The organism is Streptomyces avidinii, assembly GCF_014650695.1.
Classification (GTDB): domain Bacteria; phylum Actinomycetota; class Actinomycetes; order Streptomycetales; family Streptomycetaceae; genus Streptomyces; species Streptomyces avidinii.
In genome coordinates this window covers 197,019-213,768 of the sequence record NZ_BMVL01000003.1, presented here as the reverse complement: position 1 = coordinate 213,768, position 16,750 = coordinate 197,019, and the positions used below count along the sequence as shown (strand labels likewise).

Genomic DNA, 16,750 nt, shown 5'->3' with positions numbered 1-16,750 from the left:
TCTCACGGAAATCGGCGGAAAGCAGTGGAACGGCTCCGGCGCCACCCCGGGGGCACCGGAGCCGTCCACGTCACCAGGACCGGTGGTACGGGGCGGGTGCAGGGATCTCCGCGCCCAGCTCGGCCGCCGCACGGCGGGCCCAGTACGGGTCGCGCAGCAGCTCCCGGCCCAGCAGGACGGCGTCGGCCTCCCCGTTGGCGAGGATCTTCTCGGCCTGCTCCGGTTCGGTGATCAGACCGACGGCGGCCACCGGCAGCGCGGTCTCGGCCTTGACCCGGGCCGCGAAGGGGACCTGGTAGCCGGGGCCGACGGGGATCGTCACGTGGGGGGCGAGCCCGCCGGTCGAGACGTCGAGCAGGTCCACCCCGTGCGCCGACAGCAACTGCGCGAACCGGACCGTTTCGTCGGCGGTCCAGCCGTCCTCCTCCAGCCAGTCGGTGGCGGAGATCCGGAAGAACAGCGGGAGCTCCTCGGGCCACACCGCCCTTACGGCGTCCACGACTTCGAGGGCGAAGCGGGTGCGATTCGCGAAGGAGCCGCCGTACGCGTCGGTGCGCCGGTTGCTGTGCGGGGAGAGGAACTCGCCGATGAGGTAGCCGTGGGCGCCGTGGATCTCGACGACCTCGTAGCCCGCGGCCAGCGCGCGCTCGGCGGCGGCCGCGAACTGCCCGGCGATCTCGTGGATCCCGTCGACCGTCAGCTCGTGCGGCACCGGGTGGCCCTCGGAGAAGGCCAGGGAGCTCGGGGCGAGCGGCTGCCAGCCGTGCGCCTCGGGCCCGACCGGCCCCCCGCCCTTCCAGGTGCGGTCGGTGGAGGCCTTGCGGCCGGCGTGCGCGATCTGGATGCCGGGAACGGTGCCCCGGGCCTTGAGGAAGGAGGTGATCCGGCGCAGCGCCTCGACCTGGGTGTCGTTCCAGATGCCGAGGTCGTAGGGGGAGATCCGGCCTTCCGGGGAGACTGCGGTGGCCTCCTGGATGATCAGGCCGGTACCGCCGGTGGCACGTGCGGCGTAGTGGGCGAAGTGCCAGTCGTCGGCCACGCCCGCGTTCGGCCCGAACGCCTCGGCGCTGTACTGGCACATCGGGGCCATCCACACGCGATTGGGGATGGTGACGGAGCGAAGCGTCCAGGGCGCGAACAGGGCGGCGAAAGCGGCGGGTGCAGCACTCATCAGGCTCTCCAGATACGACCGGACATGCCGGGGATCGACCAAGTACGAGAGTCACCGTACTACGAATTTCCTCGTACTACGAGACCTCTCGTACAAGCGTGTCGAGTTCCGCGCGCAGCGCCCCGGCGAGAGCCGCCAGGTCCGGGACGGCCGCCGCGTCGGCCACCAGTCCGTAGTGGACGGTCCCCCGGTACGTGGAGACCGCGACGGCCAGTGACTGGCCGCGGGCCAGCGGGGCGAGCGGATAGACCTCGCGGACCGGGCTGCCGCCGAGGGTGAAGCTGAAGCCCGGCAGCGGGACGCTGGTGACCAGGATGTCGAAGAGCAGCCGGGCCGCCTGGGCCACCAGCGGCCCGCCGAGTCGGTGGCCGAGCGGGTGGACGTGGTCGGCGAGCAGGGCGACGGCCCCCGCGCCGCGGGCGGGTCCGGCGTCCTTGTTGCGGTCCATGGCCGCGCGCACCCGGTTCAGCCGGCACAGCGGGTCGGCCTCGGCGAGCGGCAACCGGAGCAGGTAGCCGGAGAGCCGGTTTCCGGCGCCCCCGGCCCCGCCGGGCCCGCGGCGACGGGACACGGGGATCAGGGCGCGCGGTCCGGCGCCCCAGGGTTCCGGGTCGCCCCGCTCCGCCAGCCAGCGCCGCAGCGCGCCGGCGACCAGGGCGATCAGCACGTCGTTGACGGTGCCGCCGGCACCCTTGCGGACCAGGTTGACCTCGTCCAGGTCGAGCGCGAGGCAGGCGACCTCACGGGCACCGGCTCCGGTGGAGTCCGCGGTGAGCGCCGTCGGTACGCCGAGCGGCAGCCCGGCTCGGGCCACGGCGGCGCCGATCTCCAGGGCCTGGCCGACGTCCTGGACCCGTGCCGCCAGCGCACCGGGGAGCCGGCGCAGGAGGGAGCCGGCCCGCTGCTCGGGGACCGGCCGCACGGGCGGCCGCGGGGCCGTCCCCTCGTCGAACAGGGTGGCCGCGAGGGCGAGGGCGCCCAGCCCGTCGGCGAGGGCGTGGTGGAATTTGAAGAGCACCGCGAAGGAGTCCGGGTCGGGCCCGGCCAGGACGTGCGCCTCCCAGGGCGGCAGTGCCCGGTCCAGCGGCCGGGCCATCAGGGGCCCGGCGGCGGCGTGCGGCACTTCCTCGTCGGTACGGACGAGGAAGACGTGCCGCGCCGGGTCGAAGCCGGGGTCCGGCGACCAGGCGGCCGCACCGACCGGAAGGAGCACGTCGCGGATCCGGCGGCGCAGGCGCGGGACGGCGGTGCAGCGGACGGTCAGCAGCTCGGCGGCCCGCTCGGCGGCGCCGGGGCCGGCGGCGCGGAAGACGGCGAGCGCGCCCAGGTGCATGGGGTGGTCGGCGGATTCGATCCGCCAGAAGGCGAGGTCGAGCGGAGACAGGTGCTCGGTGGCCACATACGTCCTCTCGCGTGCGGCGGCAGTGACCTGAAGTCAATCCATTACGGACACCCACATGCAAGCAGCAATCATTTCCGCGCGGTAAATGATCGGTATTGATCTGGTACTCAGGGGCTCCGTGTCGCCCGCCGGGCCACTGTCACCGGGCGGGTGCAGACTGGTCCGCGAAGACGCTCCACAAGGAACGCCCGCCCAGGACGACGAGGTCCGGAGGTGCCGGCCATGGCCGACGCGGTACTGCTCGTGGGAACCCGCAAGGGACTCTTCATCGGACGTCGCCGGGGCGACGGGCCGTGGGAGTTCGACGGGCCCCATTTCAACGCCCAGGCGGTCTACGCGGTCGCCGTCGACCGGCGCGGGCCGGTGCCCCGGCTGCTGGTCGGCGGGGACAGCTCGCACTGGGGGCCGTCCGTCTTCACCTCCGACGACCTCGGGGCGACCTGGCGGGAGCCCACCGCGCCCGCGGTGAAGTTCCCCAAGGACACCGGCGCCTCCCTGGAGCGGGTCTGGCAGCTGCATCCGGCCGGCCCCGAGGCGCCCGGCGTGGTGTACGCCGGGACGGAGCCGGCGGCGCTCTTCCGCTCCACCGACCGCGGCGAGTCCTTCGAGCTGGTCCGCCCGCTGTGGGAGCACCCGAGCCGCGGCAAGTGGGTGCCGGGCGGTGGCGGCGAGGGGCTGCACACGGTGATCACCGATCCTCGCGACGCGGACGCGGTGACCGTCGCCGTGTCCACCGCGGGGGTCTTCCGGACCAGGGACGGCGGGGCCAGCTGGACCCCCTCCAACCAGGGGGTCTCGGCGGTGTTCCTGCCGGACCCGAACCCCGAGTTCGGCCAGTGCGTGCACAAGATCGCCCAGGATGCCGGGGACACGGACCGGCTCTACCTGCAGAACCACTGGGGCGTCTACCGGAGCGACGACGCGGGCGGCCGGTGGACCGACATCGGCGGCGGGCTGCCCTCCGACTTCGGCTTCGCGGTCGCGGCCCATCCGCACCGGCCGGACACCGCCTACGTCTTCCCGCTCAACGCCGACTCCGACCGGGTCCCGGCCGAGCACCGGTGCCGGGTCTTCCGCACCCGGGACGCGGGCGCCACCTGGGAGCCGCTGACCCGCGGCCTGCCGGCCGGGGACCACTACGGCACGGTGCTCCGGGACGCCCTGTGCACGGACGACGCGGACCCTGCGGGCATCTACTTCGGCAACCGCAACGGCGAGGTGTACGCGAGCCACGACGACGGCGAGAGCTGGCAACTGCTCGCCGAGCACCTGCCGGACGTGATGTGTGTACGGGCGGCCACGTTCGGCCAGTAGAGTGATCCACCGTGGCAGCACGACCGTTGAACGAGATCGTCGAGCCGGGCTGGGCCCGGGCTCTTGAGCCGGTGGCGGGGCAGATCGCCGCGATGGGCGACTTCCTGCGCGCCGAGATCGCGGCGGGGAGGACGTACGTACCGGCCGGGGCCAATGTGCTGCGCGCCTTCCAACAGCCCTTCGACGAGGTCAAGGTACTGATCGTCGGACAGGACCCCTACCCCACGCCGGGGCACGCGGTCGGCCTGTCCTTCTCGGTCGCCCCCGACGTACGGCCGGTACCGCCGAGCCTCGACAACATCTTCCTGGAGATGCACCGGGACATCGGCACCGGCCGCCCGGCGAGCGGCGACCTCACCCCGTGGACCCGGCAGGGCGTCCTGCTGCTCAACAGGTCGCTCACGACCGCGCCCCGGCGCTCCAACGCGCACCAGGGCAAGGGCTGGGAGGCCGTCACCGACCAGGCCATCCGGGCCCTGGCCGCGCGCGGCAAACCGCTGGTGTCCATCCTCTGGGGGCGGGCCGCCCGCAACCTGCGGCCGCTGCTCGGTGAACTGCCCGTCGTGGAGTCCTCGCACCCCTCCCCCAAGTCCGCCGACTACGGCTTCTTCGGCTCCCGGCCGTTCAGCCGGACGAACGAGCTGCTGGTGGGCCAGGGTTCACAGCCTGTGGACTGGCGCTTGCCGTCCGTCAGTTGAACGTATCTGATATTCACCGGATAAATACGGACAGATGCCTCGCGAGAAGGCCCTGCCCGAACACCTTGTTCCGATAAGCCAGTAGCATGCGGCGCCATGAGCTCCCCCACTGGGCCCGCAAATGGCCTGCCCGTACGAATGCCGCGACCCCGCCAGACCGGACGGCACCGCCGGCCCGAGCCCGCGGTGGCGCCCGAGGGCGCGCCCGCGCTGGTGCTCGCCGTGCCCGGTGCCCCCTCGGCCGCCTCGCGTGGGCTCGCGGAAGAGATCATCAGCATCGGCCGCTCCGAGCTGCCGGGCCTCGACGCCCGGATCGGCTTCCTCGAGGGTGACGACGCCTCCGCGTTCCCGTCCCTGTCCGGCGTGCTGAGCGCCGTCGCGGGCGAGCGTGTCGCGCGCGCGGAGTTCGCCCGCGCGGCCGGCCACGAGGTGCCCGCGCCGACCGGCCCGGACGCCGTGGTGGTACCGCTGCTGGCGGGCCCGGACGCCGATCTGCTCCGCCGGATCCGCCAGGCCCTGATGGACTCCTCCGCCGCCGCCGAGCTGGCCGACGTACTCGGCCCGCACCCGCTGCTCGCCGAGGGCCTGCACGTGCGCCTGTCCGAGGCGGGCCTGGCCCGCGCCGACCGCGCCCGGCTCTTCACCGTGACCACTGCCGCCGACGGCATCGTGCTGGCCACCACCGGTGGCGAGGAGGCCGTGCAGGCCGCCGGGATCACCGGCATGCTGCTGGCCGCCCGGCTCGCCGTGCCCGTCAAGGCCGCCGCCCTCGACCAGGAGGGCTCGGTGGCCGCGGTCGCCGAGCAGCTGCGCCGCGAGGGCTCCACGCTCCTCGCGCTCGCCCCGTACCTGATCGGCCCGGAGGCCGCCGACGGACTGCTCGACACCGCCTGCAAGGAGGCCGACTGCGCCACCGCCGAGGTGCTCGGTGCCTACGGCGCGCTCGGCAAGCTGGCCGTCGCGCAGTACGCCGCCGCGCTGGGGATCAGCCAGGACGCCGCCGCACACTGACCCGCCCGTACGACGGAAAGGGCCCCCGCCGGTCACGGGCTCCCGTGACCGGCGGGGGCCCTTTCCGTGCCCGGTGCGCAGGCGCGTCAGCCGAGCACGACGCAGGTGGCCGCGGGCACGGCCAACGAGCCGGCCCGGTGCGGCTGCCCGGTCAGCGGGTCCACGTCGAACCATGTGACGTCCCCCGAGCGTTCGTTGGCCGCGTACAGCCGGCTCCCCGAGGGGTCGAAGGCGAGGTCGCGCGGCCAGGCGCCGCCGCAGGCCACCGTTCCTGTGAGCCGCGGAGCGCCGGGCCCGTCGGCGAGGGAGAGCGTGACGATCGCGTCGGCCCCGCGGACGGCCGCCCAGACGAACCGCCCGTCGGGCGAGGCGACGATCGCCGAGGGGTAGGCCCGTACGGGCCCTGAGGCACCCGCGGAGGCCACCGGAACCTCCCCGACCGGTTCCAGTTGCCCGGACGCCCCGTTCCAGCGGCAGACGGTCACCTGCGGCTCCAGCTCATGCAGTACGTACGCCACCGCGCCCTCCGGATGGAAGGCGAGGTGGCGGGGACCGGTCCCGGCGCGCAGCTCCATCTCGGTGTGCACCGACAGCGCCCCGGTGGCCGGGTCGTGCGCGCAGACCCGTACCGAGTCGGTGCCGAGGTCCACGCTGAGCACCCAGCGGCCGGTCGGGTCGGGCAGCACCTGGTGGGCGTGCGGGCCCTCCTGCCGGGCGGTGTCGGGGCCGGAGCCCCGGTGCGACAGGACGCGGGAGGACCCGTCCGGGGTGCCGTCGGCGGCGAGCGGGAGGCTGCTCACACTGCCGGAGGTGTAGTTGGCGGTGAGCAGCCTTCGCCCGGCCAGGCTGAGGTGGGTGGGGCCGGAGCCCCCGACGCGGACGGGCGGGCCGAGGGGGGCGAGGCCCCCGGTGGTGGTCCGGAAGGCGGCGACCGTGCCCCGCTCCGTCTCGTTCACCGCGTAGAGCACGCCGGTCGACGGGGCGAGGGCGAGGTAGGAGGGGTCCTCGGTGGCGGTGACCGAGAGCGGGGTGAGCGCTCCGGTCTTCGGATCGACGGCCGCGGTGGTGACACCGCGGCCTCCCGCCGCGGTGAACGAGCCGATGTAGGCCCGGCGTTCGCCGCTCCGGTCCGTGCTGTCCGCGCCGCTCACTGGAAGCCCCTCTCGCTGCCGTCGGATCCGTCCGGAGCCGACGGTAACAGAAGGTCTAGACCAAATCCCGCCCCTGGGCCCGCTCCTGCGCGCCGAGGTGGTGGACGTAGGCGGTACTGCTGCTGCGGTCCTCGTAGGTGCGGTGGAAGACCGGGGTCGCGGAGCCGGAGATCGGCGGCACGATCCAGGACCAGTCCGCGCCCACCTCGCGCCCTTTGCGCTCCTCCCGTTCCATGTGGGACAGGAAGCGCCGGGACTCGGTGTGGTGGTCGGCGATGGTGACCCCGGCGCGGTCGAAGGAGTGCAGAACGGCCCGGTTCAGTTCGACGAGGGCGCGGTCCTTCCAGAGCGAGCGGTCGCTGGAGGTGTCCAGACCGAGGCGGCGGGCGACGGCGGGCAGGAGGTTGTACCGGTCGGTGTCGGCGAGGTTGCGCGCGCCGATCTCGGTGCCCATGTACCAACCGTTGAACGGCGCGGCCGGGTAGTGGATGCCGCCGATCTCCAGGCACATGTTGGAGATGGCGGGTACGGCGTGCCAGCGCAGTCCCCAGTCCGCCCAGCCGTCGCCCTCGGGATGGTCGATCGGCACTTCCAGTACGGCGTCCGCGGGCGTGTCGAACCAGCGGGGTTTGTCGTCGACGCCCTGCACCACAAGCGGCAGGAGGTCGAAGGGGGTGCCAGCGCCACCGGACCAGCCGAGCTGGAGCAGGGCTTCGGTGAGCGGGGCGTTGCGGGCGTCCCCGACGGTTATGGAGGGGTGGTCGCCGTATCCCGCGTACCGGATGAGCTGCTCGCTCCAGATCAGCGGGCCGGGACGGTCCGGGGTGTCCGGGGCGAAGACCGTGATCGTGGGCCTGACCCTGCCTCCGTTCGTCGCCTCGCGCAGGTGCTCGAAGCACTCGGCGGCGATGTCGTCGGCGTCGGTGAGTCCGCGGCGGTCGCGGACCCGCAACGAGTTCCAGTAGAGGCGGCCTATGCAGCGGTTGCTGTTGCGCCAGGCCACCCGGGCCCCGTGGACCAGCTCCGCGGGGGTGTGCACATAGCTGCCGGTGTCGGCGAGCTCGGCGCGCACGGCGGCGAGCCGGGCGCGCGGATCTCCGGCGTCCGCGTTCTCCCTGTGGAAGAGTCGGATGAACTCCTCGGCCGCTTCCCACACCTGAGCGGTGGTGGAGCGCTGTTGAAGAATTTCCATTCCGGGCCGGTACCCCCTGTCCGAGCAGATCCACCCTGTACATGCCGCATGAATGTGCAATAAACAATTACCCGTTGTACATGTCGCAGGTCAGGATGGGGTGGCCGGCGGTGACGGAGCACTCCTCCGGGTGATCTCTCACGGTTCGGGCTGCGGCAGGCCCCGCGAGGGCGTACGATCCGGCGCGATCCGGGAGTTGGCCGTGCGCCGGGTCAGTGGCAGGGGCGGCTCATGTAGAGCGCCCGTTCGCCCGCCGCGGGCGTGCCGCCGTACAGCGCGGTGTCGAGGCCGCAGAAGGTGAACCCCATGCGCCGATAGGCGTGCACCGCCGGGGCGTTGACCGAGCTGACCTCCAACCACAGGTGCTCCGCGCCCCGTTCACGGGCGAACCGGTCCGCACACTCCATCAGCGCGCGGCCGATGCCCCGACCCCGGTGACCGGGTGCGACCTCGATGTCCTCGATGGTCAGTCGCCGGTTCCACGCGGCGTACCCGACGGCGGCGAACCCGCACAGCAGGTCGCCGTCGAGGGCGACGAAGGTCCGCGCGTCGGCCTCGGAGTCCTTCCCGCCGCCGAAGACCTGCTCGTCGTGCTCCTCCGGCGGGAACGCCTTGTGCATGGGCGGGTCCACCGGGACCTCGCGCAGCAGGAAGCCGAAGCCGGCGCCGGCGTCCGGGCCGGGGTCGCTCACCTCGAAGACGGTGGCAGTGGTGAAGGAGCTGTCCAGGGCCTCGATGGCAGCCGCGTCCTGGGGACGGGCGGGGCGGTAGACGATTCCGTCGGCGCGGGCCGGGCCGTGTGCGGTGGTCATGAGATCCACCGTACGCAAAAAATCCCCCGGCCGAATTGGCTACCGAGGGACGAGAGAGCGTATATTCAATGATTCGCGACTTCGCCGAAAACGGAGCCGTAAAGAAGCTTACGAGGACACTGTACCGCGGCAGGAGTGCAATTGTCAACCGAGGAATTCCGGAAAGAGCAGCAATTCGTCACCGACCTCTATACGCGCCTGGACGACCTGCGTGACCAGGCCGAACGTGCGGTCGAAGGTGCGCTGCGCGATGTCGGGACCGGGTTTCAGGCCCGGCTGGAGCGGGATGTCCTGGTCGCCGAGCAATCCGGCCTGCTTTCCGCTCTGAATGCGGGCGAGAACGGTCTCTGTTTCGGCCGTCTGGAGTTCTCCGACGGCCGCGACCACCACATCGGCCGGCTCGGAATCCGGGCCGACGACGCGGACCGCACGCCGCTGGTCCTGGACTGGCGCGCCGAGGTGGCCCGCCCCTTCTACCTCGCCACCGGCCACACCCCCATGGGGCTGCGCCGCCGTCGGCACATCAGCAGCCGCGGGCGCCTGGTCACCGCCCTGCACGACGAGATCCTCGACCTGACCGACGCGGAGCGCACCGGACACGAGGGCGCGGACGCGGACGCCGTGCTGCTCGCCGCGCTCGACGCCGCCCGGACCGGCCGGATGCACGACATCGTGCGGACAATCCAGGCCGAGCAGGACCGGATCATCCGCTCCACGCACCGCGGGGTGCTGGTCGTCGAGGGCGGTCCCGGTACCGGCAAGACCGCCGTCGCGCTGCACCGCGCCGCCTACCTGCTGTACGCCCACCGGGAGCTGCTGGCCAAGCGCGGGGTGCTGATCGTCGGACCGGGCCCGGCCTTCCTCGGCTACATCGGCGGGGTGCTCCCGGCCCTCGGCGAGACGGGCGTGCTGCTGGCCACCCCGGGGGAGCTCTTCCCCGGGGTGCAGGCCACCGGCACCGACCGCCCCGGGGCCGCCGCGGTGAAGGGCCGGGCCTCGATGGCGGAGGTCCTCGCCCGGGTGGTGGCGGACCGCCAGTGCCTGCCGGAGTCCGTACCGGCGGACACCGGCGAGGAGTACGACACGGTGCCCGAGCCCGCACTGGAGATCGACCACGAGGAGTACGGGACCCTGCTGCTGGACCGCACGATGGCCCACGAGGCGCGGGACCGGGCCCGGGCCACCGGCCTGCCGCACAACCAGGCGCGTCCCTCCTTCGCCTTCCCGATCATCGACGCGCTCACCGCGCAGCTCGCCGACCGGCTGGGCGCCGATCCGTACGGGGGTCCGAACCTGCTGGGCTCGGACGACATCGCCCAGCTCGGCAAGGAGATCGCGACGAGCGCCGCCGTGCACGCGGCGATCGACTCGCTGTGGCCCTCCCTCACCCCCGAGCAGCTGGTCGCCGACTTCCTGGCGGACCCGACGCACCTGCCCGCGCACGAGGCCGCCCTGATCCGCCGGGCGCCCTCGGCCCGGCCGGACTGGACCCCGGCCGACGTGCCGCTGCTCGACGAGGCGGCCGAGCTGCTGGGTGAGGACGACAGTGCCCGGCGAGCCGCCGAGGAGCGGGACCGGCAGCGGCGCATCGCCTACGCGCAGGGCGTGCTGGACCTGTCCGAGGGCTCGCAGTCGTACGAGTTCGAGGACGAGGAGAACGAGTTCCTCGCGGCCCACGACATCATCGACGCGGAGCGGATGGCCGAGCGCCACGAGGAGGCCGACCACCGCAGCACCGCCGAGCGGGCCGCGGCCGACCGCACCTGGGCCTTCGGCCACGTCATCGTGGACGAGGCGCAGGAGCTGTCGGCGATGGCCTGGCGGCTGCTGATGCGGCGCTGCCCGACCCGGTCGATGACGCTGGTCGGCGATCCGGCGCAGACGGCCGACGAGGCGGGCTGCGGCTCGTGGGAAGGCGTCCTCGCGCCGTATGTGGGCGAGCGCTGGGAGCTGGTCCGGCTGGGGGTCAACTACCGCACCCCGGCCGAGATCATGGAGGTGGCGGCGGCCGTGCTGCGGATGCGCGATCCCGGCTTCGAGCCGCCGCGCTCGGTACGGTCCACCGGGGTGCGGCCGTGGGCCCTGGCGACCGACGATCCGACGGGGGCGACCCGGGAGGCCGTGGAGCGGGAGCTGCCGGCCGAGGGGCGGCTCGCGGTCATCGCGCCGCGGGCGCGGCACGCGGCCCTGGCCGCCGTACTGCCGGGGGTCCGGGAGGGTGCGGAGCCGGACCTGACGCGGGAGGTGGTCCTGCTGGACCCGCGCCAGGCCAAGGGGCTGGAGTTCGACACGGTGATCGTGGTGGAACCGGAGGAGCTGCGGCCGAGCGACCTGTACGTGGCGCTGACGAGGGCCACCCAGACCCTCGGCGTCGTGCACACCGTCGGCCGGCTGCCGGCGGGGCTGGCGGACGCCCGGGGCGGGCTGCTCAGGCGCTGATGACGAGCGGCGCCCGGGGGTCGCTGCGCAGCGGCGTGGCGAGGGCCACCAGGGTGTGCTCCAGGCCGTGGAGGTGGGCGAGGGCCGGTTCCGCGGCGGCGGGCCGGGGGTGCGCCACGGTGGCGGGTCCGGGAGTGCCGTGCGGGGCGGTCAGGGCCTCCACCGCGGCCTCCACGCGCCAGCAGGCGGCGGCCAGCCGGGCGTCGTGGGAGGCCTGCGGGTCGGCGGCGACGACGACCAGCCCGCGCACGTCCCGGGCGCAGTCGTCGAGCAGGGCGAGCACCTGCCGGGCGCGGGCCTTGCGGGCGCGCAGCGGGCTCAGGGGGTGGACGAGCGGTGCGAGGGCCATCCGGACCCGGCCCAGCAGCAGCTCCAGTTCGGCGGCGTGCGGGGCGGGGTCGGCGTCGGGGTCGCCGGCGAGGCGGTCCAGGGCGGCCGCGGTGGAGGCCCGTACGCAGTGCAGGGCGCGCTGGATCCAGGCGTCGTTGGCGGCGTGGGTGGTGACCGGGAGGATGAGCACGACGGCGAGGGCGGCGCCGAGCGCGCCGATCGCGGTCTCCTGGAAGCGCAGGAGCAGCAGGCCGGGGTGCAGGACGCCGAGCAGGCCGTAGAGCAGACCGGCCATGACGGTGACGAAGAACATCATCCACGAGTACGAGGGTGCGGCCGTGTAGAAGATCCCGAAGACGCATACGGCGACCAGTGCGGCGGTGGGCACCGGCGCTCCGTGCAGCGGTACGGCGATCAGCAGGCCGGCGGCGATGCCGACGACGGTGCCGAGGACGCGGCGGAAGCCCCGTACGAGGGTCTCGCCCCGGGAGGCGGTGTTCACGAAGATCCACCAGGAGGTGCCGACGGCCCAGTACCAGCGGTCGTCGGAGAGCGCCTGGCCGATGCCGAGCGCGAAGGCGCAGGCGGCGGTGGCCTGGAAGGCCTGCCGGGTGGTGGGCCGGGCGAGCCCGGTTCCGGGCAGGCCGGGCGGGGCGGCGGGGGGCGGGGTGCGCCGCTCGATCGGCCACAGCAGGAAGCGCACGGCTCCGGAGGCGACGAGCGCGAGCCCGACCGCGGCGTACAGCTCGGGCAGTTGCCCGGGCACGGCGTGCAGGAACTGGGTGACGAAGAACATCATGAAGCCGAAGATCCCGAGGGCGTGTCCGCGCGGGCCGAAGCGGCGGGCGTACACCCCGGCGAACACGACGGCGAGGAAGGCGGCGTCGCGGGCGAGCGGGATCCCGTGCAGGGTGGTGGCGAGGGCCAGGACGGGGAATCCGGCGACGGGCAGCAGGGCGGTGGTCAGACGCTGGGCGCGGACGTGTCCGTCGAGCACGGTGAAGAGGGCGAGCAGGGCTGCCAGTCCCCCGGTGATGGAGGCGGTCAGGGAGAGACCGCACACCTCGGCCAGGGCCACGGCGGCGACGACGCCGACCACGGCGCGGGCCGAGTTCCTGAGTCTCATACGCCCCGGATCCGGAGCCACGAACATCCTCTTCACGGCGGTGTGCCGCCCCCCTTGCAGTGCTGCGCGCCGGCCCGGCTCCGCCCGGGGGTGGTGGGCGGCGGACGGGCACGGCGAAGGCGCCGCGCTCCGGAACCGGCCTCGTTGCCGTCCGGCGCTGCGCGGCGCCGTAAGTACATGGATACGCCACAGATAACCACCTGGGGGCCCGGTGGCTCAACCGGACCCTTTCGCACTGTGCCATTGGCCCAGCGCCGGGGCGGACATCTCGGCCACGAGCCGACCAACGGACCACCGTTGTCGGGAGCGGCGCACCGACCGGGTTCGACCGGGTGGCGCCGCCCCGGCCGACTCTCGTCGACGTGACCACGCGCTGTTATCGTGCAGCGACTCGCGGAGCGTACGGAAGGGGACCGACGTTGACGCGCAAGGGGGAGTCCGGGGAGGCCGAGTCCTTCAGCCGCGCGGCCGTGGCGGTCTTCCGGCTGAACGGGCGGTTCACCGCGACCCTCGACCGGCTCGCGCTCGCGTTCGGCCTCAGCGCCGCTCGATGGCAGATACTGAGCACGGTGACCGGGGAGTCACTTTCCGTGTCGGAGGTGGCCCGGCGGGTGGGGACCACCCGGCAGAGCGTGCAGCGCATAGCGGACCTCCTGGTGCGGCAGGGACTCGCGGTCTACCTGGACAATCCGGCGCACCGGCGGGCGAAGCTGCTCACCGCCACCGAGCAGGGCATCGCCGCGAAACGGGAGATCGACTCCTGTCTCGCCGCGCTGGCCCGGCAGCTGTGCGAGCGCCTCGGCGGCGAGGACGAGGTGCACCGCACGGCCGAGGTGCTGCGGGGCCTGTCCGGCGCGTTGTCGTCGATCGGATCCGACAACTCTGTGTGAGGCCCTTGCACGTGTCCGCCGCTATACGGACAAGCTGGCCTGAAACTGACCGTGTTTTTCCCAAGAGTTGACTGCACCGAGGAATGCTGTTTGCGGTACCGTTCGCGCCTGACGCGGGGTTTCAAGGCCGGGGGACCTTTTGAATCGGTTTGTCTTCAGAGTGCTGGGGCCGCTGGTCGTCCAGACCGATGACGGTCCGCTGCGTATCAACGGCCGACGCCAGGCCACGGTCCTCTCGATGCTGGTCCTCTACGCCGACCGGATCGTTTCGGTCGACACCCTGGTGGACGCCGTCTGGCCGGAATCTCCCCCGGCGACGGCGCGCAACCAGATCGCCATCTGCGTGGCCACCCTGCGCAAGACCTTCAAGCAGGCCGGGGTGACCGATCTGTTGATCACCTCTCCCCCGGGCTATCTGCTGGCCAAGGGCGAGCACCGGATCGACGTCCAGGAATTCATGGAGCGGGCCGAGCAGGGGCGGGACGCCGCCCGGCACGGACGGACCGAAGAGGCGTGCACGCACTTCGAGGAGGCGCTGAGCATCTGGCGGGGCTCCGCTCTGGACGAGCCGTCCGGCTCCCGGCTGGAGGCGGAGACCACCCGGCTGGAGCAGATGCGGCTGGCCCTGATGGAGGAACGCGCCGGGCTGATGCTCCAGTTGGGCCGGCACCGCGCGCTCACCGGTGAACTCGCCGAGCTGGTGGCCCGGCACCCGCTGCGCGAGCAGTGCCGCGAACACCTCATGCTGGCCCTGTACCGGTCGGGGCAGCGGGCCGAGGCCCTCGAAGTCTTCCTGCAGGGCCGCCGGTTACTCACCGAGCAGCTCGGGATCGAACCGGGTCCCGGCCTGCGGCAGCTGCACGACCTGATCCTGCGCGACTCCCCCGAACTGACCCGGCCCCCCGCCGTGGCGGCCCCCGCGCCCGCGGCCCTGAACACCATCCCGGCGCAACTGCCCGCCGATGTCATGGCGTTCACCGGCCGGCAGCGGGAGATGACCTCCCTGGACCGGCTCCTGAAGGAGCCCTACAACCCCCACACCCCGGCGCTGGCCACCATCGTCGGCGTGGGCGGCGTGGGCAAGACCGCCCTCGCGGTGCACTGGGCGAGCCAGGTCGCCGACCAGTTCCCGGACGGCCAGCTCTTCGCCGACCTGCGCGGATACGACGAGGAGCACGCGCCGGTGTCCCCCGCCGCCGTGCTCGACCGGTTCCTGCGCGCGCTCGGCATCGGCGCGCCCCAGATCCCGCCGGACGCCGACGAGCGGGCCTCGCTGTTCCGGAGCCTGCTCAGTACCCGCAAGACACTGATCGTCCTGGACAACGTACGCTCCTTCCACCAGCTCAGACCCCTGCTCCCGGGTGGCGGGCGCAGCGTGGTGTTGGCCACCAGCCGGGAGAGCCTGGGCGACCTGACCGGGGACTACACGGCCCTGACCATCCGGCTGCGGATGCTGGAGCCGACCGAGGCGACGGCCCTGCTCATCAAGCTCGCCGGGGCGGACCGGTTCGGCAGCGACCCGGTGGCCGTGGAACAGCTCGGCGCGCTGTGCGACTGCCTGCCGCTCGCGCTGCGGATCGCCGGTGCGCGGCTGGCGGCCAAACCGGGGCTGAGCGTACGGAGCCTGGTGGCGCGGCTGCGCGACCACCGGTCCCGGCTCGATGTGCTGAGCCCGGGCGAGGGCGGGGTGCGGGCCGGGTTCCGCCTCACCTATCGGGACCTGGCCCCCGAGGCGGCCCGGATGTACCGCAGGCTCGGGCTGCTGCGCACGGCGGACTTCGCCGCCTGGGCGGGGGCGGCCGTACTGGACACCGACGTGTGGCACGCGGAGGAGCTGATCGACCAGCTGGTCGACGCGCAGCTGCTGGAGGTCGCCGACGCGGAGCCGGGGCGAGCCGCCCGCTACCGGTTCCAGGACCTGCTGCGGCTGTTCGCTCGCGAACGGGCGGAGTCGGACGAGCCGGAGGGGGAGGCGGACGCGGCGCTGGGCCGGGCCTTCGCGGCCTGGCTCTGGCTGGCCGAGGAGGCGCACCGGCGGATCGACGGGCGGGAGTTCCCGGTGGGCCGGACGCCCGAACCCGCTCCCCGTTTCCTGCCGGAGCTGGCCGACGAGCTGCTGGCCGTGCCGATGGACTGGTTCGAGTCGGAGCGCACGGCCGTGGCGGACCTGGTCAGCCACGCGGCGGAGACGGGGCGGGCCCGGTACGCGTGGACGCTGACCGAGAGCGCGGTCCCGCACTTCGAGACGAAGAACTACCTGGAGGACTGGCAGCGCTGCGCCGAGCTGGCGCTGGCCTCGGCCCGGCGCACCGGCGACCAGCCGGGCGAGGCGACGATGCTGCGACTGCTGGGCTCGCTGGCGATCTACCAGCGGCGGTACGAGCAGGCCGAGGGCTGGAACATGGCCGCGCTGCGGCTGCTGCGCAACACCGGTGACCTGGGCGGGGCGGCGCTCGCGCAGCGGAACCTGGCCATGTGCGCGCGGTTCCAGGGCGACTGGGAGCGGGCCCTGGAGTTCTGCGAGGCGGCGCTCGCCGGGTTCCACGCGTCGGGGGACATCGGAAACGAAGCCCATCTGCTGGGCTTCCAGGCGCAGATCGAGCTGGACCGGGGCAACATGGGCGGCGCGCTGCCCCTCGCGGAGGAGGCGGTGGCGCTGAGCCGGCGTACCGGATCGGTCCGGGCCGAGGCGCAGAGCGTGTACCGGCTCGCCGAGGTGCGGCTGCGGGCGGGGGACCTGGGCGAGGCCGCGGAGGCCTTCGACGCGGTGCTCAGGCTGACCCGGGGCGAGGGCGACCGGGTCGGGGAGGCGCACGCGCTGCGGGGACTGGGCCAGACGCAGTGGAGCCAGGGCCTGCTGTCAGCGGCGGGGGGAACGCTGCAGCAGGCCCTGGAGATCACGGAGGAGCTGGCGGATCGTTTCCTGTACGCCCGCGTGGAGACCGATCTCGGATGTGTGGAGGCGATCGGCGGCGGCCTGACGCAGGCGGCGGAGAGGTTCCGGCGGGCGCGGGCCGCATTCGGGGAGGTCGGCGCGCAACCCTGGCGGGCACAGGCGGCCAGGCTGCTGGCCGCGGTCCAGAACGCGGCGGGCGAGCCGGGTGGCGGGGGCAGGCCGGTCGCCGCGGGCTCCGGTGAGCCGCCGCATCGTTCCTTCACCGCGGCGGAGTTGACCGTGCTGCTGACGCGTCCGGAGGACTAGGCCGGGCCGGGC

12 protein-coding genes are annotated in these 16,750 nt (G+C 73.5%); 6 read left to right on the top strand and 6 right to left on the bottom strand.

What is annotated here, in order from left to right; all coding sequences use genetic code 11:
* Nucleotides 1–70: 70 nt before the first annotated feature.
* Complete coding sequence (locus tag IE257_RS09015) at nucleotides 71–1,171, bottom strand: NADH:flavin oxidoreductase/NADH oxidase (protein ID WP_189966539.1); 1,101 nt, start codon at nucleotides 1,169–1,171, stop codon at nucleotides 71–73.
* A 76-nt stretch (nucleotides 1,172–1,247) separates the two neighbouring features.
* On the bottom strand, nucleotides 1,248–2,570 hold the full coding sequence (locus IE257_RS09010; RefSeq protein ID WP_189966537.1) for a wax ester/triacylglycerol synthase family O-acyltransferase: 1,323 nt from the start codon (nucleotides 2,568–2,570) through the stop codon (nucleotides 1,248–1,250).
* A 225-nt stretch (nucleotides 2,571–2,795) separates the two neighbouring features.
* On the opposite strand from IE257_RS09010, the gene IE257_RS09005 reads away from it, so the two are divergent.
* The 3 genes from IE257_RS09005 to IE257_RS08995 all read left to right on the top strand — a co-directional run bounded on the left by IE257_RS09005 (nucleotide 2,796) and on the right by IE257_RS08995 (nucleotide 5,596).
* The gene (locus IE257_RS09005) at nucleotides 2,796–3,887 is read left to right on the top strand and encodes a WD40/YVTN/BNR-like repeat-containing protein (protein WP_189966535.1); all 1,092 of its coding nucleotides are present in this window, start codon (nucleotides 2,796–2,798) and stop codon (nucleotides 3,885–3,887) included.
* 11 nt (nucleotides 3,888–3,898) lie between these two features.
* Nucleotides 3,899–4,585 (top strand): uracil-DNA glycosylase, encoded by a 687-nt coding sequence (locus tag IE257_RS09000; RefSeq protein ID WP_189966533.1) that lies wholly within the window; start codon nucleotides 3,899–3,901, stop codon nucleotides 4,583–4,585.
* A 96-nt stretch (nucleotides 4,586–4,681) separates the two neighbouring features.
* Nucleotides 4,682–5,596 (top strand): sirohydrochlorin chelatase, encoded by a 915-nt coding sequence (locus tag IE257_RS08995; RefSeq protein WP_189966531.1) that lies wholly within the window; start codon nucleotides 4,682–4,684, stop codon nucleotides 5,594–5,596.
* An 86-nt stretch (nucleotides 5,597–5,682) separates the two neighbouring features.
* On the opposite strand, the gene IE257_RS08990 is transcribed toward IE257_RS08995, so the two are convergent.
* From IE257_RS08990 to IE257_RS08980, 3 genes are all read right to left on the bottom strand, one after another.
* A complete protein-coding gene (locus IE257_RS08990) occupies nucleotides 5,683–6,747 on the bottom strand; it encodes a lactonase family protein (RefSeq protein WP_189966529.1) in 1,065 nt (354 codons plus the stop codon).
* 55 nt (nucleotides 6,748–6,802) lie between these two features.
* Nucleotides 6,803–7,939, bottom strand: coding sequence for a nitric oxide synthase oxygenase (locus IE257_RS08985; protein ID WP_189966527.1), 1,137 nt, complete (start codon nucleotides 7,937–7,939; stop codon nucleotides 6,803–6,805).
* A gap of 212 nt (nucleotides 7,940–8,151) precedes the next feature.
* Complete coding sequence (locus tag IE257_RS08980; protein WP_189966526.1) at nucleotides 8,152–8,751, bottom strand: GNAT family N-acetyltransferase; 600 nt, start codon at nucleotides 8,749–8,751, stop codon at nucleotides 8,152–8,154.
* Nucleotides 8,752–8,892: 141 nt separating this feature from the next.
* Between IE257_RS08980 and IE257_RS08975 the strand changes: the two genes are divergently transcribed.
* Nucleotides 8,893–11,190: a HelD family protein gene (locus tag IE257_RS08975; protein ID WP_189966524.1), complete on the top strand. Its 2,298-nt coding sequence runs from the start codon at nucleotides 8,893–8,895 to the stop codon at nucleotides 11,188–11,190.
* Here the strand turns inward: IE257_RS08975 and IE257_RS08970 are convergent.
* A complete protein-coding gene (locus IE257_RS08970; RefSeq protein WP_189967308.1) occupies nucleotides 11,180–12,673 on the bottom strand; it encodes an FUSC family protein in 1,494 nt (497 codons plus the stop codon). The genes IE257_RS08975 and IE257_RS08970 overlap by 11 nt on opposite strands.
* Nucleotides 12,674–13,065: 392 nt before the next feature.
* On the opposite strand from IE257_RS08970, the gene IE257_RS08965 reads away from it, so the two are divergent.
* The gene (locus IE257_RS08965) at nucleotides 13,066–13,536 is read left to right on the top strand and encodes a MarR family winged helix-turn-helix transcriptional regulator (protein ID WP_189966522.1); all 471 of its coding nucleotides are present in this window, start codon (nucleotides 13,066–13,068) and stop codon (nucleotides 13,534–13,536) included.
* Nucleotides 13,537–13,696: 160 nt separating this feature from the next.
* Entirely contained in the window at nucleotides 13,697–16,738 is a 3,042-nt protein-coding gene (locus tag IE257_RS08960) for an AfsR/SARP family transcriptional regulator (RefSeq protein WP_229920221.1), read from the top strand.
* The last annotated feature ends 12 nt before the right edge of the window (nucleotides 16,739–16,750 follow it).